This is a genomic window from Enterobacter sp. 50588862 (assembly GCF_001462935.1).
Classification (GTDB): Bacteria; Pseudomonadota; Gammaproteobacteria; order Enterobacterales; family Enterobacteriaceae; genus Enterobacter; species Enterobacter bugandensis.
The window spans coordinates 916,072-939,812 of the sequence record NZ_LNHM01000007.1; the positions used below are offsets into that span (position 1 = coordinate 916,072).

Annotated in this window: 26 protein-coding genes; 9 read left to right on the plus strand and 17 right to left on the minus strand. The window is 57.8% G+C overall.

The features are described 5' to 3' along the window. Positions 1-79 precede the first annotated feature (79 nt). Positions 80-958 (plus strand): putrescine utilization regulator PtrR, encoded by an 879-nt coding sequence (ptrR, locus tag APT89_RS04720; protein ID WP_060571842.1) that lies wholly within the window; start codon positions 80-82, stop codon positions 956-958. On the opposite strand, the gene APT89_RS04725 is transcribed toward ptrR, so the two are convergent. From APT89_RS04725 to APT89_RS04735, 3 genes are all read right to left on the minus strand, one after another. Next, positions 912-1,394 carry a GNAT family N-acetyltransferase gene (locus APT89_RS04725; protein ID WP_060571843.1) on the minus strand — a complete coding sequence of 161 codons (483 nt, stop codon included), beginning with the start codon at positions 1,392-1,394 and terminating at the stop codon, positions 912-914. The two genes, ptrR and APT89_RS04725, sit on opposite strands and share 47 nt — an antisense overlap. 90 nt (positions 1,395-1,484) lie before the next feature. Next, positions 1,485-2,279 (minus strand): PhzF family phenazine biosynthesis protein, encoded by a 795-nt coding sequence (locus tag APT89_RS04730; RefSeq protein ID WP_047365166.1) that lies wholly within the window; start codon positions 2,277-2,279, stop codon positions 1,485-1,487. Positions 2,280-2,305: 26 nt separating this feature from the next. Further along, on the minus strand, positions 2,306-3,094 hold the full coding sequence (locus APT89_RS04735; protein WP_060571844.1) for a PhzF family phenazine biosynthesis protein: 789 nt from the start codon (positions 3,092-3,094) through the stop codon (positions 2,306-2,308). A gap of 177 nt (positions 3,095-3,271) precedes the next feature. On the opposite strand from APT89_RS04735, the gene APT89_RS04740 reads away from it, so the two are divergent. After that, a complete protein-coding gene (locus APT89_RS04740) occupies positions 3,272-4,468 on the plus strand; it encodes a sugar transporter (RefSeq protein WP_041909997.1) in 1,197 nt (398 codons plus the stop codon). 46 nt (positions 4,469-4,514) lie between these two features. Here the strand turns inward: APT89_RS04740 and APT89_RS04745 are convergent, their stop codons facing one another. Next, positions 4,515-5,180 carry a MarC family NAAT transporter gene (locus APT89_RS04745; protein WP_041909999.1) on the minus strand — a complete coding sequence of 222 codons (666 nt, stop codon included), beginning with the start codon at positions 5,178-5,180 and terminating at the stop codon, positions 4,515-4,517. A gap of 256 nt (positions 5,181-5,436) precedes the next feature. Between APT89_RS04745 and marR the strand changes: the two genes are divergently transcribed. Genes marR through marB form a run of 3 tightly spaced genes read left to right on the plus strand, consistent with a single transcriptional unit; the run spans position 5,437 to position 6,524 of the window. Then, the gene (gene marR, locus APT89_RS04750; protein ID WP_028013139.1) at positions 5,437-5,871 is read left to right on the plus strand and encodes a multiple antibiotic resistance transcriptional regulator MarR; all 435 of its coding nucleotides are present in this window, start codon (positions 5,437-5,439) and stop codon (positions 5,869-5,871) included. Between the two features lie 20 nt (positions 5,872-5,891). Then, a complete protein-coding gene (gene marA, locus APT89_RS04755; RefSeq protein ID WP_008502237.1) occupies positions 5,892-6,272 on the plus strand; it encodes an MDR efflux pump AcrAB transcriptional activator MarA in 381 nt (126 codons plus the stop codon). Between the two features lie 33 nt (positions 6,273-6,305). Then, on the plus strand, positions 6,306-6,524 hold the full coding sequence (gene marB, locus APT89_RS04760) for a multiple antibiotic resistance protein MarB (protein WP_028013138.1): 219 nt from the start codon (positions 6,306-6,308) through the stop codon (positions 6,522-6,524). 38 nt (positions 6,525-6,562) lie between these two features. On the opposite strand, the gene eamA is transcribed toward marB, so the two are convergent. Then, the gene (eamA, locus tag APT89_RS04765; RefSeq protein WP_028013137.1) at positions 6,563-7,462 is read right to left on the minus strand and encodes an O-acetylserine/cysteine exporter; all 900 of its coding nucleotides are present in this window, start codon (positions 7,460-7,462) and stop codon (positions 6,563-6,565) included. A gap of 194 nt (positions 7,463-7,656) precedes the next feature. On the opposite strand from eamA, the gene ydeE reads away from it, so the two are divergent. After that, positions 7,657-8,850 (plus strand): efflux MFS transporter YdeE, encoded by a 1,194-nt coding sequence (gene ydeE / locus APT89_RS04770; protein ID WP_060571845.1) that lies wholly within the window; start codon positions 7,657-7,659, stop codon positions 8,848-8,850. Between the two features lie 46 nt (positions 8,851-8,896). Here ydeE and zinT read toward each other — a convergent pair whose 3' ends face one another. The 8 genes from zinT to APT89_RS04810 all read right to left on the minus strand — a co-directional run bounded on the left by zinT (position 8,897) and on the right by APT89_RS04810 (position 16,915). After that, complete coding sequence (zinT, locus tag APT89_RS04775) at positions 8,897-9,538, minus strand: metal-binding protein ZinT (protein WP_041910003.1); 642 nt, start codon at positions 9,536-9,538, stop codon at positions 8,897-8,899. Positions 9,539-9,590: 52 nt separating this feature from the next. Beyond that, positions 9,591-10,289: an urea ABC transporter ATP-binding subunit UrtE gene (urtE, locus tag APT89_RS04780; RefSeq protein ID WP_028013134.1), complete on the minus strand. Its 699-nt coding sequence runs from the start codon at positions 10,287-10,289 to the stop codon at positions 9,591-9,593. Between the two features lie 9 nt (positions 10,290-10,298). Continuing rightward, positions 10,299-11,096 (minus strand): urea ABC transporter ATP-binding protein UrtD, encoded by a 798-nt coding sequence (urtD, locus tag APT89_RS04785; protein ID WP_041910005.1) that lies wholly within the window; start codon positions 11,094-11,096, stop codon positions 10,299-10,301. Then, a complete protein-coding gene (gene urtC / locus APT89_RS04790) occupies positions 11,096-12,169 on the minus strand; it encodes an urea ABC transporter permease subunit UrtC (protein WP_060571846.1) in 1,074 nt (357 codons plus the stop codon). The genes urtD and urtC overlap by 1 nt, the downstream gene beginning before the upstream one ends. Continuing rightward, the gene (gene urtB, locus APT89_RS04795) at positions 12,169-13,743 is read right to left on the minus strand and encodes an urea ABC transporter permease subunit UrtB (protein ID WP_060571847.1); all 1,575 of its coding nucleotides are present in this window, start codon (positions 13,741-13,743) and stop codon (positions 12,169-12,171) included. Before urtB ends, urtC begins: the two co-directional genes overlap by 1 nt. Before the next feature lie 24 nt (positions 13,744-13,767). After that, positions 13,768-15,039 carry an urea ABC transporter substrate-binding protein gene (gene urtA / locus APT89_RS04800; RefSeq protein WP_028013130.1) on the minus strand — a complete coding sequence of 424 codons (1,272 nt, stop codon included), beginning with the start codon at positions 15,037-15,039 and terminating at the stop codon, positions 13,768-13,770. Between the two features lie 202 nt (positions 15,040-15,241). Further along, positions 15,242-16,345 (minus strand): cobalamin-independent methionine synthase II family protein, encoded by a 1,104-nt coding sequence (locus tag APT89_RS04805; RefSeq protein WP_041910011.1) that lies wholly within the window; start codon positions 16,343-16,345, stop codon positions 15,242-15,244. Between the two features lie 156 nt (positions 16,346-16,501). Then, positions 16,502-16,915 (minus strand): rhodanese-like domain-containing protein, encoded by a 414-nt coding sequence (locus APT89_RS04810; RefSeq protein ID WP_041910013.1) that lies wholly within the window; start codon positions 16,913-16,915, stop codon positions 16,502-16,504. Between the two features lie 73 nt (positions 16,916-16,988). Between APT89_RS04810 and ftrA the strand changes: the two genes are divergently transcribed. Continuing rightward, positions 16,989-17,996, plus strand: coding sequence for a transcriptional regulator FtrA (ftrA, locus tag APT89_RS04815; RefSeq protein WP_041910016.1), 1,008 nt, complete (start codon positions 16,989-16,991; stop codon positions 17,994-17,996). A gap of 155 nt (positions 17,997-18,151) precedes the next feature. On the opposite strand, the gene APT89_RS04820 is transcribed toward ftrA, so the two are convergent. After that, positions 18,152-18,514: a hypothetical protein gene (locus APT89_RS04820; protein WP_041910018.1), complete on the minus strand. Its 363-nt coding sequence runs from the start codon at positions 18,512-18,514 to the stop codon at positions 18,152-18,154. A 243-nt stretch (positions 18,515-18,757) separates the two neighbouring features. On the opposite strand from APT89_RS04820, the gene APT89_RS04825 reads away from it, so the two are divergent. After that, complete coding sequence (locus tag APT89_RS04825) at positions 18,758-18,988, plus strand: DUF2554 family protein (RefSeq protein WP_041912011.1); 231 nt, start codon at positions 18,758-18,760, stop codon at positions 18,986-18,988. Here the strand turns inward: APT89_RS04825 and APT89_RS04830 are convergent, their stop codons facing one another. Both APT89_RS04830 and APT89_RS04835 read right to left on the minus strand, forming a co-directional pair. Then, positions 18,989-20,953: a peptidase U32 family protein gene (locus tag APT89_RS04830; protein WP_060571848.1), complete on the minus strand. Its 1,965-nt coding sequence runs from the start codon at positions 20,951-20,953 to the stop codon at positions 18,989-18,991. It lies immediately after the preceding gene. Between the two features lie 80 nt (positions 20,954-21,033). Further along, positions 21,034-21,561, minus strand: coding sequence for a helix-turn-helix domain-containing protein (locus APT89_RS04835; RefSeq protein WP_060571849.1), 528 nt, complete (start codon positions 21,559-21,561; stop codon positions 21,034-21,036). 92 nt (positions 21,562-21,653) lie between these two features. Here APT89_RS04835 and APT89_RS04840 point away from each other — a divergent pair, with 92 nt between their 5' ends. Next, on the plus strand, positions 21,654-22,826 hold the full coding sequence (locus APT89_RS04840; protein WP_060571850.1) for a benzoate/H(+) symporter BenE family transporter: 1,173 nt from the start codon (positions 21,654-21,656) through the stop codon (positions 22,824-22,826). On the opposite strand, the gene APT89_RS04845 is transcribed toward APT89_RS04840, so the two are convergent. After that, a complete protein-coding gene (locus APT89_RS04845) occupies positions 22,800-23,672 on the minus strand; it encodes a helix-turn-helix transcriptional regulator (protein WP_041910025.1) in 873 nt (290 codons plus the stop codon). The two genes, APT89_RS04840 and APT89_RS04845, sit on opposite strands and share 27 nt — an antisense overlap. Positions 23,673-23,741: the final 69 nt, after the last annotated feature.

Sequence of the window (23,741 nt, forward strand, 5' to 3'; positions counted from 1 at the left end):
GGTTGATTAAGTGTGGCTCACTCTGCTATTTCTTAAAAATGAATAATACTGACCACCTTATTCACGAACCGAGAATGCTATGGACTTAACCCAGCTTGAAATGTTCAACGCCGTCGCGCTGACGGGCAGCATCACCCAGGCGGCGCAGAAGGTGCATCGCGTTCCTTCCAATCTGACGACCCGCATCCGCCAGCTGGAGGCCGATCTTGGCGTGGAGCTGTTTATTCGTGAGAACCAGCGCTTGCGCTTATCTCCCGCCGGGCATAACTTCCTGCGCTACAGCAGGCAGATCCTGGCGCTGGTGGATGAAGCGCGCATGGTCGTCGCGGGCGATGAGCCGCAGGGGCTGTTTGCCCTCGGCGCGCTGGAGAGCACCGCCGCCGTGCGCATCCCTGAGACGCTGGCGCAGTTTAACCAGCGCTATCCGCGCATCCAGTTTGCCCTTTCTACCGGGCCGTCCGGGACGATGATTGATGGCGCACTGGAGGGAACCCTGAGCGCCGCCTTTGTCGACGGGCCTCTGTCGCACCCGGAGCTGGAGGGGATGCCTGTCTACCGGGAAGAGATGATGCTGGTCACCCCTGCCGGGCAGACGGAGGTAACGCGCGCTGCGCAGGTGAGCGGCAGCGATGTTTATGCTTTTCGCGCAAACTGCTCGTATCGCCGACACCTGGAGAGCTGGTTTCATGCAGACAGAGCCGCGCCGGGACGCATTCATGAGATGGAGTCCTATCACGGCATGCTCGCCTGCGTCATCGCGGGCGCGGGCATCGCGCTGATGCCGCGCTCAATGCTGGAAAGTATGCCAGGCCACCATCAGGTTGAAGCCTGGCCGCTGGCGGAAAACTGGCGCTGGCTCACTACCTGGCTGGTGTGGCGACGCGGGGCGATGACCCGCCAGCTGGAAGCCTTTATAGCGCTGCTAAACGAACGTCTTCAACCAGCGCCTTCTCCATAAAAAGGCTAAGCGGATCGTCCACATACGGGGCAAACGCCGAACGCCGATCGTAGCCGCTTCGTTCATAAAGACGAATCGCGGCATGCTGTTTGATGCCCGTTTCCAGCCGTACGGTATGGCAGTGACGGCTCTGGGCTTCATCTTCCAGCGCGGCCAGCAGCTTCTCAGCCAGATGTTGCCCGCGATGGGCCGGATCGATATAGACCCGCTTCATCTCCCCCGTTCCGTCGCCGTTGAGCACGATAGCTCCACAGCCAACGGCCTGAAGCTGCGTGTCGCGGACGATCATCAGGATAAGGGATGTCGCGGGCAGCTCTGAAAGATCGAGCAGATGGTTGCTTTCGGCGGGATAGAGTTCGCTCTGATAACGGTCGAGGGCCGCAATCAGCATAAGAATGTCCGGGTGACGTGCAGATTCAGAGGTAATGGAATACATGGCAGGCTCCTTGCTTTATTTGTGAAACTCAATGTCAACATAGCGCAGGCCTGCCAGGCTGCTTCATAGTATTAACTTATCGCGCAGCCGCTAGCGTAAAAAAATCCGCCCTTTCAGGTACAGGGTGGCCTGACCGGCAATGAGTACGCGGTCGCCCTTCAGCTCGCAGCGCAGATCCCCGCCGCGGTACGACACCTGGCGGGCATTGAGCGACGTCTTACCCAGCCTTTCACTCCAGTAGGGGATCAGCATGCTGTGTGTGGACCCGGTAACCGGATCCTCCGGTACCCCTTCGCCCGGGCAGAAAAAGCGGCTGACGAAGTCATATTCCCCTTCGCCCGGCGCGGTTACGCAGACCATTTTGCCCAGCGGAACCATCGCGCCAATATCCGGCGTTAATGCCTCCACCTGCTGCTGGCTCTCCAGCACCACGACGTAGTCTCGCCCGACGCGCACCTCTTTTGCCGCCGGGATGCCCAGCGCGCTAAACAGTGCAGGCGGTGGGTTATCGACGACCTCCGTGGACCATGCGGGGAAATTCAGCGTCAGCCAGTCGCCGCTACGTTTGACCGTCAGCTCCCCCACGAAGCGCGTGGAAAAGTGGATTTCCGTATGCGGATAGTCCAGATACTCAAAAATGACGTGTGATGCCGCGAGGGTCGCATGGCCGCAGAGGTTAATTTCATGCAGCGTGGTGAACCAGCGCAGTTCAAATCCGTCGTCGGTTCGCACAAAAAACGCGGTTTCCGACTGATTATGCTGCTGTGCCATTTTGAGAAGCGTCTCGTCCGGCAGCCACTCTTCCAGAGGACATACCGCTGCCGCGTTGCCACCAAAGGTTTTGTCGCTGAAGGCATCCACCAGATAAAAATCAATTTCCCGCATTGTCTCTTCCTCTTTTGTTATCAGTTTTAGCGCAGATACACAGTGCCTTTCAGGTAGCACGACGCCTGACCGCTCATCAATACGCGCTCCCCTTTCAGCTCGCAGCGCACATCCCCGCCGCGCGCCGAAACCTGACGGGCAAACATTGCCGTTTTCCCTAGCTTTTCGCTCCAGTAGGGGATCAGCATCGTGTGCGCGGATCCGGTCACAGGATCTTCCGGAACGGCAACGCCCGGTGAGAAGAAGCGGCTGACAAAGTCATATTCACCTTCACCCGGTGCCGTCACGCTCACTTTATGCTCGCCCGGCGTCATCGCCGAAAAGCGCGGCGCAAGCGCTTCAACCTGCCGGGGATTTTCCAGCACAATCACCCAGGCGCGGCCTTTACGGGCTTCAACGTAATGGCGGATACCGAGCGCCGCGAGCATCTCCGGCGGCGGCGTCTCTTCTCGGGTCGGACACGCCGGGAAGTCCAGCGTCATCCACTCTCCCTCCCGGCTGACCGTCAGTCGGCCAGAGGCGGTATCAAAGTGGATCCGCGAGTCGGGGTAATCGAGTTCATTAAACAGAACGTACGCGGCAGCCAGGGTGGCGTGACCGCAGAGATTGACTTCAGTGAGCGTGGTAAACCAGCGTAGCTCAATGCCGCCCTTAGTGCAGACGAAAAATGCGGTTTCCGACTGATTATGCTGCTGCGCCATTTTCAGTAACGTTTCATCCCGCAGCCATTCGTTCAGCGGGCAAACCGCTGCCGGATTGCCGCCGAACGAGGTATTGCTGAATGCATCTACCAGATAAAAATCAATCTCCTGCATTGTCTTACCGCCTGTCTGTGCTGTGTTGTACTTTTATATTCAATGAAAACAACGCCCCCGGCTACCGCTTTCATAAGGTAAATATTGAGATCTGCGTCACATAATGGTTGAGTTTTCGCCGTATGGCGTTTTAAGATCGCCTTCTCATCTTTCCAGCAACGAATCTCCGACATCCCTATGACAACGAACACAGTTTCCCGCAGGGTCGCGTGGCTACGCGTGGTCACGCTGGCCATTGCCGCATTTATTTTTAACACCACAGAATTTGTTCCGGTTGGGCTGTTGTCTGACATAGCAGAAAGCTTCCAGATGGAAACGGCGCAGGTGGGGATTATGTTAACTATCTACGCCTGGGTGGTGGCGCTGATGTCTTTGCCGTTTATGTTGCTGACCAGCCAGATGGAGCGGCGCAGGCTGTTGATCGGCCTGTTTGCCCTGTTCATTGCCAGCCATGTCCTGTCGTTTATGGCGTGGAATTTTACGGTGCTGGTTATTAGCCGCATCGGCATTGCCTTTGCCCACGCGGTGTTCTGGTCCATCACCGCATCGCTGGCTATTCGGCTCGCGCCGGCGGGTAAACGCGCCCAGGCCTTGAGCCTGATTGCCACCGGCACCGCGCTGGCGATGGTGCTGGGGCTGCCCATTGGCCGCATCGTGGGACAGTACTTCGGCTGGCGTACCACCTTCTTTGCCATCGGCATGGGCGCGCTGGTGACGCTGGTGTGTCTGATTAAGCTGCTGCCCGCGCTGCCAAGCGAACACTCCGGCTCGCTGAAAAGCCTGCCGCTGCTGATGCGTCGCCCGGCGCTGCTGAGTATTTACCTGCTTACCGTTATCGTGGTCACCGCGCACTACACGGCGTACAGCTATATTGAACCGTTTGTGCAGGTGGTCGCGGGCTTTAGCGCAAACTTTGCCACCCTCCTACTGCTCATTCTCGGCGGCGCGGGCATTATTGGCAGCGTGCTGTTTGGTAAACTGGGTAATCAGCATGCCTCCTTGCTGGTGAGCAGCGCCATCGGCCTGCTGCTGGCGTGCCTGGTGCTGCTGCTGCCTGCGTCAGGCAGCGAAAGCCAGCTGGCGATCCTGAGCCTGTTCTGGGGCGTGGCGATCATGATTATTGGTCTCGGCATGCAGGTGAAAGTCCTGGCCCTGGCGCCAGATGCCACGGACGTGGCGATGTCGCTGTTCTCGGGGATATTCAATCTGGGGATTGGCGCGGGGGCGCTGGTGGGCAATCAGATTAGCCTGCACGTATCGATGTCGGCGATTGGCTATCTGGGGGCGATTCCGGCGCTCGTCGCGCTCGTCTGGTCGGTACTCATCTTCCGCAAGTGGCCGGTGGCGCTGGAGGAACAGGGGCAGCACGGGTGAGGTGCGTTTGTGCCGGGCAAGGCGTAGCCGCCGCCCGGCAATGACATCAGTGGTAGGTCTTAATAATCTCCAGCACGCCGTTAATAATAAACTGCACGCCCATACAGACCAGTAAGAAGCCCATCAGACGGGAAATCGCCTCGATACCGCCCTTGCCCACCCAGCGCATGATCGCGCCGGAACTGCGCAGAGACGCCCACACGATAACCCCAATAAGCGCAAAAATTAGCGGTGGCGCAACGGTCAGTACCCAGTCCGGGAAGGTAGAGCTGTCGCGCACCGTCGATGCAGAACTGATGATCATCGCGATGGTTCCCGGCCCGGCCGTACTCGGCATGGCCAGCGGTACAAAAGCAATATTCGCGCTCGGTTCGGACTCCAGCTCTTCTGATTTGCTGGTTGCCTCCGGAGACTCGTGCGCTTTCTGCGCCGGGAACAGCATGCGGAAGCCAATAAAGGCCACAATCAGCCCGCCCGCTATACGCAGCCCGGGAATTGAAATCCCGAAGGTGTTCATCACCAACTGCCCGGCGTAGTAGGCCACCATCATAATGGCAAACACATACACCGAAGCCATCATCGACTGATGGTTGCGCTCGGCGCTGTTCATATTCCCTGCCAGCCCCAGGAACAGCGCCACCGTCGTTAACGGGTTAGCTAACGGCAGCAGTACCACCAGCCCGAGACCAATTGCTTTTATCAAATCCAACATAGTGCGTCGTTGTCCTTATCCACATTTAACATCGCAATTATAGGGTGAAAGTGTGACGTTCAGCCATCGGCGCAACGTAACGATAGTTTTCCTTTGGGAACGATACCCGTTAGTTATCTTCCTGATTTGAAAGGTTGCAAAAAACGTTCATGAAACGTTTTAGCAATTCGTGGCATCGGCTGATTCATTCAGTTGACTTATACTTGCCTGAGCAATAATATCTGCCGTGATTAAACTACTTGCCAGGGCAACCATTGTGAAAAGCACCAGTGATATCTTTAACGACGTTGTTCCGCTGGGTCGTCTTATTCATATGGTTAACCAGAAAAAAGATCGCCTGCTCAATGACTACCTGTCACCGCTGGATATCACCGCAACACAGTTCAAAGTGCTGTGTTCCATTCGCTGCGAAGTGTGTATCACGCCGGTTGAGCTGAAAAAGGTGCTCTCTGTCGATCTGGGTGCGTTAACCCGCATGCTCGATCGTCTCGTCTGCAAAGGATGGGTAGAACGAAGCCCTAACCCGAATGACAAACGCGGCGTACTGGTCAGGCTCACCAGCGATGGTGCGGCTATGTGCGAGCAATGTCATCAATTAGTAGGACAAACACTGCATCAGGAACTAACAAAAAACTTAACGGCAGATGAAGTGGCTACCCTTGAGCTTTTGCTGAAGAAAATACTGCCGTAAACAGAAAAAGAGGTATGACGATGTCCAGACGCAATACTGACGCTATCACTATTCATAGCATTTTGGACTGGATCGAAGATAACCTGGAATCGCCGCTCTCCCTTGAAAAAGTGTCTGAGCGTTCAGGTTACTCCAAATGGCACCTGCAACGGATGTTCAAAAAAGAGACCGGTCATTCATTAGGTCAATATATTCGCAGCCGCAAGCTGACGGAAATTGCCCAGAAACTGAAAGAAAGCAATGAACCGATCCTTTATCTGGCGGAGCGTTACGGATTTGAATCACAGCAAACCCTCACGCGTACGTTCAAGAACTATTTTGACGTGCCGCCTCATAAGTACCGAATCACCAGCGTGCCGGGTGAATCCCGTTACCTGTATCCGTTAAAACACTGTAGTTAATCATCGCCTGTAAAAGACGTAACCGAGGAAAAAATGAAAGTTACCGCCTCCGCCGCCCTCGCCTTGCTGGTGCTGTTTTCCAGCCAGACCTTCGCGGAGCAAACCCCAGGTGCAACGCAGCAAAATAATCATGACACGATGATTTTGCCGTCAGCACATGACCAGTCGCCTTATGATTTCAACCACATGGGTGCTGGTAGCGACAAATCCGACGAATTAGGCGTGCCTTATTATAATCAGCACGGCCTCTGATTCGTTTTTGCCCCGCAGCCGCGGGGCTTTTTTATGCCCTATCCCCTTACCCGCGCCGCCCGGCGAACCCGCAGGCCAAACACGTTGATGTACAGCCCGGCCATAATCAGCACGGCACCGAGCAGCTGCAGCGCGCTCAGCGTTTCATCCAGCAGTATCGCCGCACTGGCAAGCCCCACTACCGGAACCAGCAAAGACAGCGGCGCGACGCGCCAGGTCTCATAGCGTCCCAGCAGCGAACCCCAGATCCCGTAGCCCACGATGGTGGCGACAAACGCCAGATAGATAAGAGAAAGGATCGTGGTCAGATCGATCTCGACCAGGCTGTTCAGCATCACCTCCGGGCCATCCAGAATAAACGACGCCACCAGAAACGGGATTATCGGAATCAATGCGCTCCAGACCACCAGGGACATCACCTGAGGCCTCGCCTCGTGCTGCATAATCAGCTTGTTGAAAATATTGCCGCACGCCCAGCTCAGCCCCGCCGCCAACGTGAGCATAAACCCGAGCAGCGCCACATCCTGACCGTTCAGGCTGGCTTCAATCAGCACCAGAACGCCAAATACCGCCAGCGTTATCCCCGCCAGCTGCTTGCCCTGCAGGCGTTCGCCAAACACAAATGCGCCGAGAATAATGGTAAAGAACGCCTGCGCCTGTAACACCAGCGAGGCCAGACCGGCCGGCATGCCGAACTTGATGGCGCAGAAGAGAAACGCGAACTGGCCAAAGCTGATAGTCAGACCGTAGCCCAGCAGCAGTTTTAACGGGATTTTCGGACGGGCGACGAAAAAGAGCGCCGGGAACGCCACCAGCATAAAACGCAAACCGGCCAGCATCAGCGGGGGCATGTTGTGCAATCCCAGCTTGATAACCACAAAATTGAGCCCCCATACCACGACCACCAGCAACGCCAGCAGTCCGTCTTTACGCGTCATACCCTGCCCCTGAATTATTAATAATTTGTTAACACTTCAAGGTAACAGAAAAAAGTGTGCCGCGAGAAGATCATTATTTCTGGCAGGCAGCTGAAGCACTTAGGGATAAATCGGGTGCTATACAAGCCCCTTATGTCATGGTAATCCTGTTAACACTCGTCTAAAAAAAGCATAAGCAACCGTCGGGAAGGAATATGAAACCATCTCTCAGGCGCTCAACCGCAGCGCTGCTGGCATCGTCATTGTTATTAACCATCGGTCGGGGGGCAACGCTGCCGTTCATGACCATTTATCTCACGCGCGTGTTTAATATGAGCGTCGAGAATATTGGTTATGCCCTGACGATTGCGCTGACCGTTGGCGTGGTGTTCAGCCTGGGATTTGGCATTCTGGCCGATAAGTTTGATAAAAAACGCTATATGCTGATCGCGATCGTGGCTTTTATCGCCGGTTTTGTCGCGATCCCGCTGGTGGATAACGTCACCCTGGTAGTGCTGTTCTTTTCCCTGATTAACTGCGCCTATTCCGTCTTTTCGACGGTGCTGAAAGCCTGGTTCTCGGACGTGCTGACCTCCAGCCAGAAAGCGCGCGTCTTCTCGCTCAACTACAGCTTCCTGAACATTGGCTGGACGGTCGGGCCGCCGATTGGCACCCTGCTGGTGATGTACAGCCTGCAGCTGCCGTTCTGGCTGGCGGCCTTCTGCGCCGCGCTGCCGCTCGGGTTTATACATTTCTTCGTGCAAAAAATCGTCGCGCTGGATACCGCCGAGGAGAAGATGCCCTGGCAGCCGTCGGTGCTGCTGAAAGATCGCGCCCTGTTCTGGTTCACCCTCTCCGGCCTGCTCGCGTCTTACGTGGGCGGATCGTTCGCCAGCTGCATTTCGCAATACGTACTGGCCGCCAATGCCGACAGCGATTTTGCCCAGAAGGTGGTCGCCGTGGTGCTGCCCGTTAACGCTGCCGTGGTGGTGACGCTGCAGTACGCGCTGGGACGGAAGATCTCCGCCAGCAATATTCGGCCTTTAATGACCGTCGCAACGCTGTTTTTTATCCTGGGGCTGGGAGGCTTTATGCTCTCCGGGGAGAACCTGATTTACTGGGGCATCGCCGCCGCCATCTTTACGCTGGGTGAGATTATCTACGCACCGGGTGAATACATGCTGATCGACAACATCGCCCCGCCGGGGATGAAGGCGAGCTATTTTTCCGCGCAGGCGCTGGGCTGGCTCGGCGCGGCGGCAAACCCGATGATCACCGGCATTATCCTGACCAACCTGCCTCACTGGTCGCTGTTTGCAATCATGATGGTAGCCATCGTCGTTGCCTGGCTGATGATTTTGCGGGGAATGAGCGTGAAGGCGTGGAACGAATCCCCCAAAGCGGCGTAAAAAATAGTGGCCGGGTAAGGCGAAGCCGCCCCCCGGCAATAACGCATCAGTGGTGCAGCATCTCCTCCACCACCTGCTCTTTGTACATCTCGTTTGGATAATAGGTCGGCCAGTTGTCCATCTCTTTCAGCAGCGCCTCGTGGGAGGTATTGCCCATAAAAATATGGAAGTGCGATGAGGCTTTCGGCCCGATGATGTGGTCGCTGAACTGCACGAACTTCGGTGCCTTGCTGTCGGCATCCTTACACTCAAACAGATAGCGAACGCCTTTTTTGCCCGATGCGTAGGTCAGAATTTTGTAGCCACTGTAGTCATACTGACAGCTGCTGACCGCCTTGCCTCTGTGGAATTCCATTACATTATTTTCAATGCCGATGGCATCCACGTCCGTGGCATATCCCTTGCGGTAATACGCTTTCACCTCGTCAAAGGTTTTGCTTTTATCCTTCTGCGCTTTCTGTTTGAAGACCGGATCCAGCGAACCGTCCAGCAGGAACGGATACACCGACTGCCAGGTGCCGTCCCAGTCGGACAGCGCTCTGTCCTTTACGTCTTTATCCTCAAACACGCCGTTTGCCGCCTTCTGTTCCGCTTCGGTCATCTGATGGCCGTGCGAGTGAGCAAACAGCTGGCCACTGACCAGCAGCGCCCCCAGAGTCATGGCAAATTTTCCAATATGTGCAGCCAAAGTAACGCCCTCATTCCGTTTTATAAGAATGAGGATGTTATATTATAACATTTCAGATCGCAACCAGCCCGCGAACGCCCTCCTGCTCCATATTTTCGCCCCTCCCGCGCTGAATGATAGTGCCGCGGGACATCAGGAGATAGCTGTCGGCCAGCTCGGCGGCAAAGTCGTAAAACTGCTCGACGAGCAGGATTGCCATGTCGCCTCTGTTTGCCAGGGTGCGGATCACCTGGCCAATCTCTTTGATGACGGAAGGCTGTATGCCTTCCGTCGGTTCGTCCAGAATCAGCAGCTGCGGACGGCTCGCCAGCGCGCGACCAATCGCCAGCTGCTGCTGCTGCCCGCCGGAGAGATCGCCCCCGCGGCGGTGCTTCATCTCTTTGAGAACCGGGAACAGCTGCCAGATCTCGTCAGGAACCTGCTTTGCCTCGCGGGCGGAAAAACGCGAAAGCCCAAGCAAAAGGTTCTCTTCCACGGTCAGGCGCGGGAAAATCTCGCGGCCCTGCGGGACATACGCCACGCCGGACTGCACCCGCTGGTGCGGCCTGCTGTGGGTGATCGTTTTACCCTGCCAGATGACCTCCCCGGTTTTCGCCGGGATCAGCCCCATCAGGCACTTCAGCAGCGTGGTTTTCCCGACGCCGTTGCGGCCCAGCAGACAGGTGACTTCACCGGGAGCGGCTTCGAAGCTCACGCCGCGCAGGATATGGCTGCCGCCGTAGTACTGATTCAGTTCGTTAACCTGTAACATCATCGCTCCTTAGCGGCCCAGATAGACCTCAATCACCTGCTCGTTGGCCTGCACCTCGCGAAGCGAGCCTTCCGCCAGCACGCGCCCCTGATGCAGCACCGTGACGTGGTCGGCAATCGTTTCAACAAAGCCCATGTCGTGCTCCACCACCATCAGCGAATGCTTGCCCGCCAGGGTTTTGAACAGCTCGGCGGTGTATTCCGTTTCCGCATCGGTCATCCCGGCGGCGGGTTCATCCAGCAGCAGCAGGTGCGGGTCCTGCACCAGCAGCATGCCGATCTCCAGGAACTGTTTCTGTCCGTGCGAAAGCAGCCCGGCGCGACGGTCCCGCTCGCTGCCAAGGCGCAGAAGAACCAGCATCTCGTCAATGCGGTCCCGCTGCTCGCCGTTGAGTTTTGCCCGCAGGCTCGCCCAGACGGATTTATCGGTTTTCATGGCGATCTCAAGGTTCTCCCACACCGTCAGCGCTTCAAAGACCGTGGGTTTCTGGAATTTTCGGCCAATCCCCTGGCGAGCAATGGCCGCAGGCTCCAGCCCGGTCAGGTCGATGGACTGGTCGTAAATCGCTCTCCCGCTTTTGGGTCGGGTTTTGCCGGTGATCACGTCCATCAGCGTGGTTTTACCCGCCCCGTTGGGGCCAATCACGCAGCGCAACTCGCCCACGCCGATATTCAGGGAGAGATCGGTCAGCGCCTGGAAGCCGTCGAAACTGACGTTAATGGCCTCAAGTTGAAGCACCGGGTCAGTCTGGTCCCGGTAGCGATCGCCGGGCAACTGGCGGGTAAATAACTCTTCCGTTGGCTGCATTATTTCTCTCCCTTACGCAACAGACCGTAGACGCCGCGCGGCAGGAACAGCGTGACGGCGATAAAAATCAGCCCCAGAAACAGCTGCCAGTACTCCGGCATGGCAACGGTAAAGAAGCTTTTCGCCCCGTTCACCAGCGCCGCGCCAATCACCGGCCCCACCAGGGTGCCGCGCCCGCCCAGCGCCACCCAGATGGCGGCTTCTATCGAGTTGGTCGGCGACATTTCACCGGGGTTAATAATGCCCACCTGCGGAACGTACAGCGCCCCCGCCAGGCCGCACAGCACGGCAGAGAGCGTCCATACCAGCAGCTTGAACCCGCGCGGATCGTACCCGCAGAACGTCAGGCGGTTTTCCGCGTCGCGCACGGCGGTCAGGATGCGGCCAAACTTGCTCTTCGCCAGCGCAAATCCGGTGCCCAACGCCAGAAGCAGCAACAGCACCGTCGCCAGGAACAGCGCGATGCGGGTGGTCGTTTCCGTCACCGAAAACCCAAGCAGCGTGGTAAAACTGGTAAAGCCGTTATTGCCGCCAAAGCCGGTTTCGTTGCGAAAGAACAGCAGCATGCCCGCGTAGGTCAGCGCCTGGGTCATAATCGAGAAGTAAACCCCTTTGATCTTCGAGCGGAAGGCAAACCAGCCAAACACCAGCGCCAGCAAACCCGGCACCATCACGATCAGCACCAGCGCCCAGGCAAAGTGCTGGGTGCCCCACCAGAACCACGGCAGCTCGCTCCAGGAGAGAAACGACATAAACGCGGGCAGGCCGTCGCCTGACGCCTGGCGCATCAGGTACATGCCCATCGCATAGCCGCCCAGGGCGAAGAAGATGCCGTGTCCAAGAGAGAGCATGCCGGCGTAGCCCCACACCAGATCCAGCGCCACCGCAACGATGGCATAGCAGAGGATCTTGCCGATGAGCGTCAGCATCCAGGTCGACAGCGCCAGCGGATGCGTGGCGGGCAGCAAGGCGAAAAACGGTAAAATCAGCAGACACGCCACCAGCAGGCTGCCTGCAATCTGTGTCGTGCGCGGCGCTTTACGCGCCAGCGTTAAGGTCAGCGGCTGGCTCATCAGTCAATCACCCTCCCTTTCAGTGCAAACAGCCCCTGAGGGCGCTTCTGGATAAACAGGACGATCGCCACCAGAATCACGATCTTGCCCAGCACCGCACCCATCTGCGGCTCAAGGATTTTATTGAATATGCCCAGCCCGAACGCGGCGGCCACGCTGCCTGCCAGCTGGCCTACGCCACCGAGAACGACTACGAGGAACGAGTCGATGATGTACCCCTGACCAAGCTCCGGCCCGACGTTACCAAGCTGGGATAACGCCACGCCGCCTAACCCGGCGATCCCTGAACCCAGCCCAAACGCCAACATATCGACGCGCCCGGTCGGTACCCCACAGCAGGCGGCCATGCTGCGGTTTTGCGTCACCGCGCGCACGTTCAGACCAAGACGGGTTTTATTCAGAATCAGCCAGGTGAAGAACAGCACCAGCAGCACGAAGCCCAGCACCACAATGCGGTTCCACGGCAGGGTCAGGTTGGCAAAAACCTGTACCCCGCCGGAAAGCCATGCCGGGTTTGCCACCTCGAGGTTCTGGGCACCAAAGGTCATGCGCACCAGCTGGATGAGCATCAGGCTGATCCCCCATGTCGCCAACAGCGTTTCCAGCGGACGACCGTACAGGTGACGGATCACGGTGCGCTCCAGCACCATTCCAATGCCCGCCGTCAGGCAGAACGCTACCGGCAAGGCGATAACGGGATAGAGCGCCAGCCACTGAGGGGCAAGCCCGGCCATTGCCTGCTGCACCATCCACGTAGCGTACGCCCCCAGCATCAGCATCTCGCCGTGGGCCATGTTAATGACGCCCAGCAGGCCGTAGGTGATCGCGAGCCCCAGCGCGGCCAGCAGCAGCACCGACCCCAGAGAAAGCCCCATAAATGCCTGGCCCAGCAGATCGCCCCACATCAGGCGATGCGTAATCTGGCTAAGGCTCTCTTCTGCGGCCGCGCGCACGCCGGCATCCGGCTCGGTCTGCGCCTGGGTAAACGGAGTGAGTCTGGACTGTACGTCCGGATCGTCTGACTGGCCCAGCAGTTCGACGGCCCTGCGGCGCACCTCCGGCTGCGGGCTCGCCAGCTGGAGGTTTGCCACCGCCAGCAGCAGCGCCTGACGCGCCACAGCGTCCGCTTCATCCCCGGCGCGCTTTTCCAGAAAAGCGAGCATGTCGGGCTGAGCATCACGCTGGAGCTGACGGGCTGCCGCCCGCCTTTCGGTGACACTGTCACTAACAAGCTGATGCGTGGCAATGGCCGTTGCAGCCAGCACGCGCAGCCGGTTTGTCAGGCGTACGGCTTTGATTTGCCCTACTGCCGCGCGGGCGTCACCGAGCGAAACCATTTCGCCATTACGCTTCGCAAAGGCGTGCTTTTGGCTGTCGGTATACAGGTTTTCCTTTTGCAGGGACTGAAGCAGCGGAAGCCTGGCGGCATCCGGCGCGGCGGCCCACTGCGTGAGGAGCTCCGCCTGCTGGCCGCGGCTGGCGGCAACAAAACGATCGGCATCCGATGCCTGCGCCATCCCTGGCAGCATTCCGGAAAGCCATACAAGAGCGATGAACATGCGCATGGCGTTCATGACGTTTCTCCCTGAGGCAATGGCCTAGTTGCTGGCGGTTTTCATCGGCTGGTCGGGCTTTTTGTCATTCCCGGCGATGAACGGACTCCACGGCTGGGCGCGTACTGGCTGTTCCGTCTGCCAGACCACGTTGAACTGGCCGTTGCCTTCAATTTCACCGATCATGACCGGCTTATGCAGATGATGGTTGGTGGCATCCATGGTGAGCGTAAAGCCAGACGGCGCCTTAAATGACTGACCGGCCATCGCCGCGCGCACTTTATCCACGTCGGTGGTGCCCGCTTTTTCCACCGCCTGTGCCCACATGTGGATCCCCACGTAAGTCGCTTCCATCGGGTCGTTTGTCACGACGGTATCGGCATTCGGCAGCTTGTGCGCCTTCGCATAGGCTTTGTAATCCGCGACGAACGCCTGGTTGGTTGGATTATCCACGGACTCAAAGTAGTTCCACGCCGCCAGGTTACCCACCAGCGGTTTGGTGTCGATTCCGCGTAGCTCTTCTTCGCCGACAGAGAACGCCACGACCGGCACGTCGGTGGCCTTCAGCCCCTGGTTAGCCAGCTCTTTGTAGAACGGCACATTGGAGTCGCCGTTGATGGTCGACACCACGGCGGTTTTGCCGCCGGCGGAGAATTTCTTGATGCTGGCGACGATGGTCTGGTAGTCGCTGTGACCAAACGGGGTGTAAACCTCTTCGATGTCCTTATCCTCAACCCCTTTCGAATGCAGGAACGCGCGCAGGATTTTGTTGGTGGTGCGCGGGTAAACGTAGTCGGTCCCCAGCAGGAAGAAGCGCTTCGCCCCGCCGCCGTCTTCGCTCATCAGGTATTCCACCGCCGGGATAGCCTGCTGGTTCGGCGCCGCGCCGGTATAGAAGACGTTTGGCGACATTTCCTCGCCCTCATACTGCACCGGATAGAACAGCAGGCCGTTCAGCTCCTCGAAAACCGGCAGTACGGATTTGCGCGAAACCGACGTCCAGCAGCCGAACACCACCGCCACTTTATCCTGGCTCAGTAGCTGGCGTGCCTTCTCGGCAAACAGCGGCCAGTTTGAGGCTGGATCCACCACCACAGGCTCCAGTTTCTTACCCAGCACGCCGCCTTTGGCGTTGATCTCGTCGATGGTCATCAGGGCGACGTCCTTTAGCGGGGTTTCGGAGATGGCCATCGTGCCGGACAGAGAGTGCATGATCCCCACTTTGATGGTGTCGGCCGCCTGCACGCCAAAACTCATTCCCATCGCCACGACGGACGCGGATAACGCAAAGGCTTTTAATAAGGTACGACGCTGCATATTTTCACTCCTGAAAAAGAACGCTGTGCGAAAACGTCCGTTACGGCATGGACGCGGAAATAAAGGTGTCAGCGAAGCAGGAGCAAAAAGGATGCCAGAATGGAGGATGCGCTATTGCAGGAGACAGACGGCAGGATGTAAAGAGAACGACTCAGAATGGCACAGCGCTGCACTTTTATAATGCAGCGCTGAGGAAGCGGTTTTACCAGACTTCGCTGGCGATCTGCGTCACCAGACGGACCTTATCCCACTGCTGGGACTCGCTCAGGCTGTTGCCCTCTTCGGTGGAGGCAAAACCGCACTGCGGGCTGAGGCAGATTTGCTCTTTCGCCACGTATTTCGCCGCCTCTTCCAGACGGGCCTTCACGCCTTCCGGGTTCTCCAGCTCACCGTTTTTCGTGGTGATCAGGCCCAGCACCACCTGCTGCTTGCCCGGGCGAACGAAGCGCAGCGGCGCGAAATCCCCGCTGCGGTCGTTATCGTATTCCAGGAAGAATGCGTCAACGTTGACCGTCCCGAACAGCACTTCCGCCACCGGCTCGTAGCCGCCTTCGGAAATCCAGGTTGAACGGAAGTTACCGCGGCAGACGTGCAGCCCGATGGTCAGATCCTCCGGCTTGCCTTCCAGAGCCTTGTTCAGTACGCGGGCATAGATTTGCGCCAGCTCATCGGCATCGTCGCCGCGCTCGCGGATCTGACGGCGCTGGTCGTCCGAGCAGAGGTAGGCCCAGACGGTGTCGTCCAACTGCAGATAACGGCAGCCCGCGTCGTAGAATGCGCGTATCGCGTCGCGCCAGGTGGTTGCCAGATCGTCGAAATAGTCGTTCAGATCAGGATACACCGTCGCGTCGATGTCTTTGCGCCCGCCGCGGAAATGGAGCACGCTTGGGCTGGGAATGGTCATCTTCGGCTGGGCATTGCCGCTGATGCTTTTCAGATAGCGGAAGTCTTCCAGCATCGGGTGGTCGCCAAAGCCCAGCTTGCCGGTCACGCGCACGCCGTGGGCTTTGGTTTGTACTCCGTTGAACTGAATCCCCTGCTGTGAATCGTAACGCTCAACGCCCTGAAGACCGTCGAAGAAATCGAAGTGCCACCAGGCACGGCGAAATTCACCGTCGGTCACCACATGCAGGCCGCACGCGCACTGCTGCTCGACGACGTGGCGAATAGCCTCGTCCTCCACCGCGCGAAGCTGTCCGGCATCAATCTCGCCGCTGGCGAACTTCAGGCGAGCCTGCTTGATGGCATCCGGGCGTAAAAAGCTGCCGACTACGTCGGCGCGGTATGGGGCGTGCTGTCGTTGCATGGAAATCTCCTCAGTCTGCCGGTATTGATTGCCCGCAGTGATAATTCATCATTTGAATCTTTAGACTTCTGGATGTCTAAATGTCCAAAAAAGATGTCATACCTTACCGTTTCCGGCAAACGAGAAAATTTCACGGGTGTTGAAAAAAATTCATCTTCACAGCGCGTCAGCGTGCGCCTGGCTGGCAAAGGCGTAGCGTTCATCTTCCCAGCCGGTGATGCCGCCGAGCATGATTTTGACCGGCAGCCCGAGACGCGCCAGCTTCAGCGCCGCCCTGTCCGCGCCGTTACAGTGTGGCCCCGCACAGTAGACGACAAACAGCGTACCTTCCGGCCATTGGGCCATGCGCTCAGCGGTCATCTGGCTCCACGGCATATGCAGAGCGCCCGGCACATGGCGGCGGGCAAACTGCTCCGGGCTCCCCACCACATGCAGCAGCACGAAGTCCTGCTCATTATTGGCGATGGCGTGATGCACGTCGGCGCAGTCGGTTTCGACGCTCAGGCGACGCAGAAAATGGGTAACGGCTTCCTGCGGCTCGGCAGCCGGAAATTCAGTAACATAGCTCATGATCCTTCCTCATCTTTGGCGTTTGTGTTAACACTACTCTATCCACAAATTCAGCCCGTGAATGCGCTCGCTTATGCCAGAAAACAGCAAAAAGATGACAAACTTAAGACAGGTTACCCGCCCGCAGGTGGTGGTGCTGGCATATGACGGGCTATGTACCTTTGAGTTTGGCGTGGCGGTTGAGATTTTTGGCCTGCCGCGTCCGGAGCTGGGCGACGACTGGTATCGTTTTGCGGTGGCGAGCGTGGATAGCGGCGAACTGCGGGCGACCGGCGGGATCCGCATCGTTACCGATGGGGACTTGAGCCTGCTTGCGTCGGCGGACCTGATCGTGGTTCCCGGCTGGCGGGGGCTGGACCCACCGGTTCCTCCGGCGCTCTGCGAGGCGCTGCGCCAGGCCAGCGCGCGCGGATGTCAGCTGCTGTCCATCTGCTCGGGCGTGTTCGTGCTGGCCGCTACGGGGCTGCTGAACGGACGTAAAGCCACGACGCACTGGCGCTACATTGACGCGCTTAAGGTCCGCTACCCTGACATCGAGGTGGTTGAGGATGTGCTCTACCAGGATGAGGGCGATATCCTGACCTCCGCGGGCAGCGCGGCGGGGATCGATCTCTGTCTGCACGTCGTCCGGCGGGACTATGGCATGGAAACCGCCAACAGCGTGGCGCGTCGGCTGGTGATCCCCCCTCACCGGGATGGTTCACAGCCGCAGCAGCTGAGCCGCCCGGTGGCGCAGCTGCGTGAGAGCCAGCGCCTGGGCCAGCTGTTTGATTTTCTGCACACGCACCTTATCGAGCCGCACAGCGTCGATTCGCTGGCGCGTCGGGTCGGCATGAGCCAGCGCACCTTTCTTCGTCGCTTCGAGGCGGCAACGGGCACGACGCCCGCACGCTGGCTGCTCAATGAGCGCCTGCTGAGAGCAAAAGATTATCTGGAGAGCAGCCGTTTAAGCATCGACAGCATCGCGGAACAGACCGGGTTTGGTCAGGCGTCGACGCTGCGTCATCATTTTCGTCAGCAGTTCGCGCTTTCCCCGGCTCAGTATCGCAAACAATTTTCACGTTCTGATACTGCCCGCTAGCGGCAAAAGCGCAAAAAAAACCGCCATTATCTGGCGGTAAATGCTTGCATGGATAGATTTGTATTTTGGTCTCTACGTCCCCGACGCTCCATGGTCGGGCAGCGGATCTCATACAAACTAACACTGGCTGTCTCAACGAAAGCTAAACAGCATGATTAACTCGCGCTGGTGTTGATTTGTAAATAGCGCATCAGGCCCTGCTCAGCGCTCTGCCTGGCATCATCGTTAAGGGCCTCGAGATAAAACGATCGCGATACGCCATAGGGAGCCTTTTCAGAGGGATATACCGCAAACTGGAATGTTTTTCCCCGTGCCGGATGGGTGCAGTCTAATTCCCAGCGCTGTTCATTTACTCTTTTACTAGTGCAGGCTACGCGTCCATAGTCGCTGGTTAAATAGGAACCAACGCGAATTTCAGCGGACTGAATATATTCTGGTTCGTCATTACCGATATAGCGAAATCCTGCGGTAGCCCCAACGGCAGCCACGAGGAGCGCAAGTGCGATTATTTTTTTCATTTATTTAGACTCATTCCTTAGCCAGAGAACCTCTATTATATAGGATTATCCTTAAAGTAAATGTCTGTTTCCGTACCAGAACAGGTAGTTTACAACGCGTAATTCGTTTTTAGGATATTTCTTAAGAAGAATTCCGATCCTACAGTATTTGACACTTTCTTTGCCGTACTTTGAATTATTGAATAATAACGAGAAGTAATAATCGGCATGCTTATTCCCGCAATGTTATTCAGCGGTGAAACCATGGTGAAAAAAGGGTTATCTCTCGTCATGCTTATTTGTGCGCTGTTTTCCGGCCAGCTGATGGCCGGGCACAAAGGGCATGAATATGTTTGGGTAAAGAATGTGGATCATCAGCTGCGGCATGAGGCCGACAGTGACGAGTTACGCAGTGCAGCGGAAGAGTCAGCGGAGGGTTTGCGCGAACACCACCTGTGGCAGAAATCGCGCAAACCGGACACGCACGTAAGGTAATTAACTGCCCTTGCGTTTCGGAAGGGTTTTCATCAGATCGTCCGGGCTCACGGACGCAACGATGCTGCCCGGCGGTGGCATTTTGAAAATGTGGTTTTTCATTTTGCCGATAACATGCATTTCACAAGGACGGCAGTCAAACTTCAGGGTCAGGACTTCGTCACCGTTGACCAGCTGCATGGGGGTGGCCTTCCAGCTTTTAATATTCCCTTTCGCCTGTTTCGGGCACAGGTTAAAAGCAAAGCGCAGGCAGTGCTTGGTGATCATAACCGGCACATCGCCCTTCTCTTCGTGCGCTTCATAGGCCGCGTCGATAAGCTGCACACCGTGGCGATGATAAAATTCACGCGCTTTATGGTTGTAAACGTTGGCCAGGAACGATAAATGGGTGTCCGGATACACAGGCGCAGGAACGGATTCGGCCTTACGGCTGCCGCGCGGATACTGCGCCAGGCGTGCGGCATCCAGCATCTCTGCCGTTTCGCGGCGGAACTGGTTCAGCAGGCTGTTCGGCACGAACAGCGCGTCCGGCAGATTAACCTCGATGGCGCGCGCGTAGTAAATCGTCTGGCCCAGCTTCGCTACGCCGTCCTTCAGGCTGTTAAGCGCTTTATCCGCGTTGTTTGCCACCTCGAACAGGCCATCAAGGGTATGCGTTACGCTGATGCCGTCTTCGCAGGTCATGGTCAGGATCAGCTGCTCTTCCCAGCCGCCCAGCTCAATGTCCACCGCGATGCGACGCTCGCTGGAGGTTTTCAGCAACGCCTGCTGCCAGTTATGATCCAGGTTACGGTTGAGCGGCGCGTTCGGCCTTGCCTTGTAGAGATCGGCAGGCATTTCATTCGGCCAGACGCGGTAGCGGTTCTCGCCGGTTTTTTCGACCGTGTTGGCGCGGAAGCCCACCACTTCACGCTTAATCATCACGTTCAGGCCGTCGCCGTTCGCCAGCGGCTCGGTCACTTCAACGTCCAGGTAATCTTTCGCCACTTTCAACACTTCACCGACCGGTAAACCGATAAACTTCGGTGAGTCAAACGCGCCGATATCCCCTTTGCGGGCGTTCACGAAATAGTCCGTGCTGCCGCGGTGGAAGGTTTTGTCCGTTGACGGAATAAAGAAATGTTCGGTACGACCGGCCGAGGCGCGCGCCAGGTCACCGCGATCTTCGATGATGGCGTCCAGCATCTGGCGATAGTGCGCGGTGATGTTCTTCACGTAGCTCATATCTTTGTAGCGCCCTTCAATCTTGAAGGAACGCACGCCCGCGTCGATCAGCGCGCCCAGGTTGGCGGTCTGATCGTTATCCTTCATGGAAAGCAGGTGTTTTTCGAACGCCACCACGCGACCCTGGTCGTCTTTCAGGGTATACGGCAGACGGCAGGCCTGCGAGCAGTCGCCGCGGTTGGCGCTGCGGCCCGTCTGCGCGTGGGAGATGTTGCACTGGCCGGAATAGGCCACGCACAGCGCGCCGTGGATAAAGAATTCGATCGTCGCGTCGGTTGCCTGGTGAATATCGCGGATCTGATTGAGGTTCAGCTCGCGGGCCAGAACGATCTGCGAAAAGCCCACGTCGGAGAGAAACTTCGCCTTCTCAACCGTGCGGATATCGCACTGGGTGCTGGCATGCAGTTCGATAGGCGGAATATCCAGCTCAAGCACGCCCATGTCCTGAACAATCAGGGCATCGACGCCGGTCTGGTAGAGATCGGTAATCAGACGCTGCGCGGGCTCCAGCTCATCATCATGAAGAATGGTGTTCAGGGTCACGAACACTTTCGCCCCGAAACGGTGGGCGAACGGCACCAGATCGGCAATATCGCGCAGGCTGTTGCTGGCGTTATGGCGGGCACCGAAGCCAGGGCCGCCGATGTAGACGGCGTCAGCGCCATGAAGGATCGCTTCACGGGCAATGGCGGCGTCGCGGGCCGGGCTTAAAAGTTCAAGATGATGGGATTGCAGGCGCATACTTCGTCGTTATCCGTTATGGTCAAAATGGCGGCTATTGTAGTCAGAAGTATGCGTCAGCGAAACAGTTTTGCGTAGCCTCAGCGGGGATAATGGATCAGAGAGTGAAAATGCACCGGCCGGTCGCTGCTGTTGCGGTAGGCGTGCGGTTTATCGCCGGCAAAACGGACGCCAGAATCGGCATGAACCGTCTGCCACTCGTCGTTGATGTTCATCTCCAGCTCGCCGCTGATGACCACCACATGTTCAATCACGCCTGCCTCATGCGGCGTGGACTCGCTCAGGGCACCCGGTGCCAGCGTGATGGAGAAATGATCGAACCGGAGCGTCTCATCCCAGGGAAAGAGCGGTTTGATCACCATCGCCTGCTGCTGTGAATCAAACACAGCTGGCCTGTCCGCCTCTGGCGTAATGAAAGCGGAAAACGGGACGTTCAGCCCGGTGGCGATTTTCCACAGCGTCGACACCGTCGGGCTGGACTCATTGCGCTCGATTTGCCCGAGCATCGCTTTCGACACGCCCGTTTCGTCCGCCAGCTTCGACAAACTCCAGCCGCGCGCCTGGCGCAGCGTTTTCAGCGTTGCTGCAAGATGTTGTGTAATGTCCATGCTCCCTCCTGATGGCCCTGAGCATACCACTTGTACGCTATAGCGCACAGTGTTACCTTATCGCGGACGTTATAACGCACAGCGGAGTTTCTATGCGCCCTACCTCTCATCTCGTTCCAGTCGTACTGGCTGGATTTGTCGCCGTTCTGGTCGGTTACGCCAGTTCGGCAGCCATCATCTGGCAGGCCGCCGCGGCGGCAGGCGCCAGCGCGCAGCAGATTGCGGGCTGGATGACCGCGCTGGGGGTTGGGATGGGCGTCAGCACGCTGGCGCTCTCCTGGTGGTATAAAGCTCCGGTGCTGACCGCCTGGTCTACGCCCGGCGCGGCGCTGCTCGCCACCAGCCTGCACGGCGTGACGCTTGCCGAGACAATCGGCGTGTTTATCTTCGCCAACGCGCTCATTTTACTCTGCGGCATGACCGGGCTTTTCGCCCGCCTGATGAAGCTGATCCCACACTCACTGGCTGCGGCCATGCTGGCAGGCGTACTCCTGCAGTTTGGGCTGCATGCGTTTGCCCATCTGGACGGGCGCTTTCTGCTGTGCGGCAGCATGATTGCCGCGTGGCTGCTGGCGAAAGCGCTGGCACCGCGCTATGCGATCGTCGTCACGCTGCTGGTGGGCGGGATCGTGGCGTGGGCGGGAGGTGACGTTGTCACGGATAAAATCACCATTTCCTTCGTCACACCTGAGTTTATTGCGCCCACGTTCACCTTCACCAGCCTGGTGAGCATCGGCTTGCCCTTCTTCCTGGTGACCATGGCCTCGCAAAATGCGCCCGGTTTCGCGACCATGAAAGCGTCCGGCTATCCGCTGGCGGTCTCACCGCTCATTATTTTTACGGGCGGGCTGGCGCTGCTGCTGTCCCCCTTCGGCGTCTTTTCCATCTGCATAGCCGCCATTACCGCCGCTATCTGTCAAAGCCCGGATGCCCACCCCGATACCGGTAAACGCTGGCTGGCGGCTATCGCCGCGGGCGGGTTTTATCTGCTGGCGGGAGTGTTCGGCGGATCCATCACCGGGATAATGGCTGCGCTGCCGCTCAGTTGGATCCAGACGCTGGCCGGTCTGGCGCTGCTGGGTACCATCAGCGGGAGTTTATATCAGGCGCTGAATCATGAAGCGGAGCGCGACGCGGCTATCGTCACGTTTCTGATGACCGCAAGCGGCGTCACGATCCTGGGCATCGGCTCGGCATTCTGGGGGCTGGTGCTGGGCGGCTTAAGCTATGCCCTGTTTTCACGCGCTCGCCGCGCGCAGCTGTGACGGCGTGATGCCCATGACGCTGCGAAAACGGTTACTGAAGTGGCTGGCGGAGTTAAACCCGCAGGCCAGCGCGATATCCGTCAGCGGCGTCGAGGTATGCTGCACCAGGTTTTTCGCTTTTTCCATGCGCCGTTGCATAACGTACTGATGCGGCGCCAGCCCCGTCGACTGGCGGAACATGCGGGCAAAATGATATTCGCTGAGTGCGGCCTGCGCCGCCAGATCGGCCAGCGTCAGGGGCTGTCCGAGGTTTTCTTCAATAAAAGCCAGCACGTTGCGCAGAACAAACGGCGATAGCCCGCCGGTAACGACCGGGAGCTTCCACTGAACGTTGGCGTAGTTTTGCAGCAGGTGGGTCAACAGCAGCGTTGAGGCCGTGCTCAGGGTGAGCTGGTTGGCCTGCTGATGCCAGTCGCAGCCGAGCAGAAACTGGCGGTACAGCGCGGTGATTTTCGGGTCGCTGCCAAAAATGCGCTCGTCCAGAGTCAGCGACAGGGGCCGCTTGTCCCAGATTTTTTCGCCCACATCGCGCAGGTGCTCATCGGTGCAGTAGAGATGGACAAACGACAGGTCATCGCGGATATCCCACGTCGATTCGCTCTCTTTCGGCATCAGACAGAAACGGTCCGGTCCCCCGCCGTTCTTCCAGCCGCCCGGCGTCTTTTGATAGCTCTCGTAACCGTCGGCAACGTACAGGCTAAGGGTATGATGATTGCTTTTAACCGTTATCGTATCGTGCTTGTTGTACCACGCCGCCAGCTGAATGCCGGAATTGAGCGCGACCGTTTCCCGCAGGACCGCATTCTGCTGGCGAAGCGTTTCAAAGGTATCGTAAGCGTGAGACATAACCGTTAGCGCGTTATTGAGTGAACTGTCAGTCTAAGAACTGTTGTCCCCCGTTGCCAGCCCCCGGAA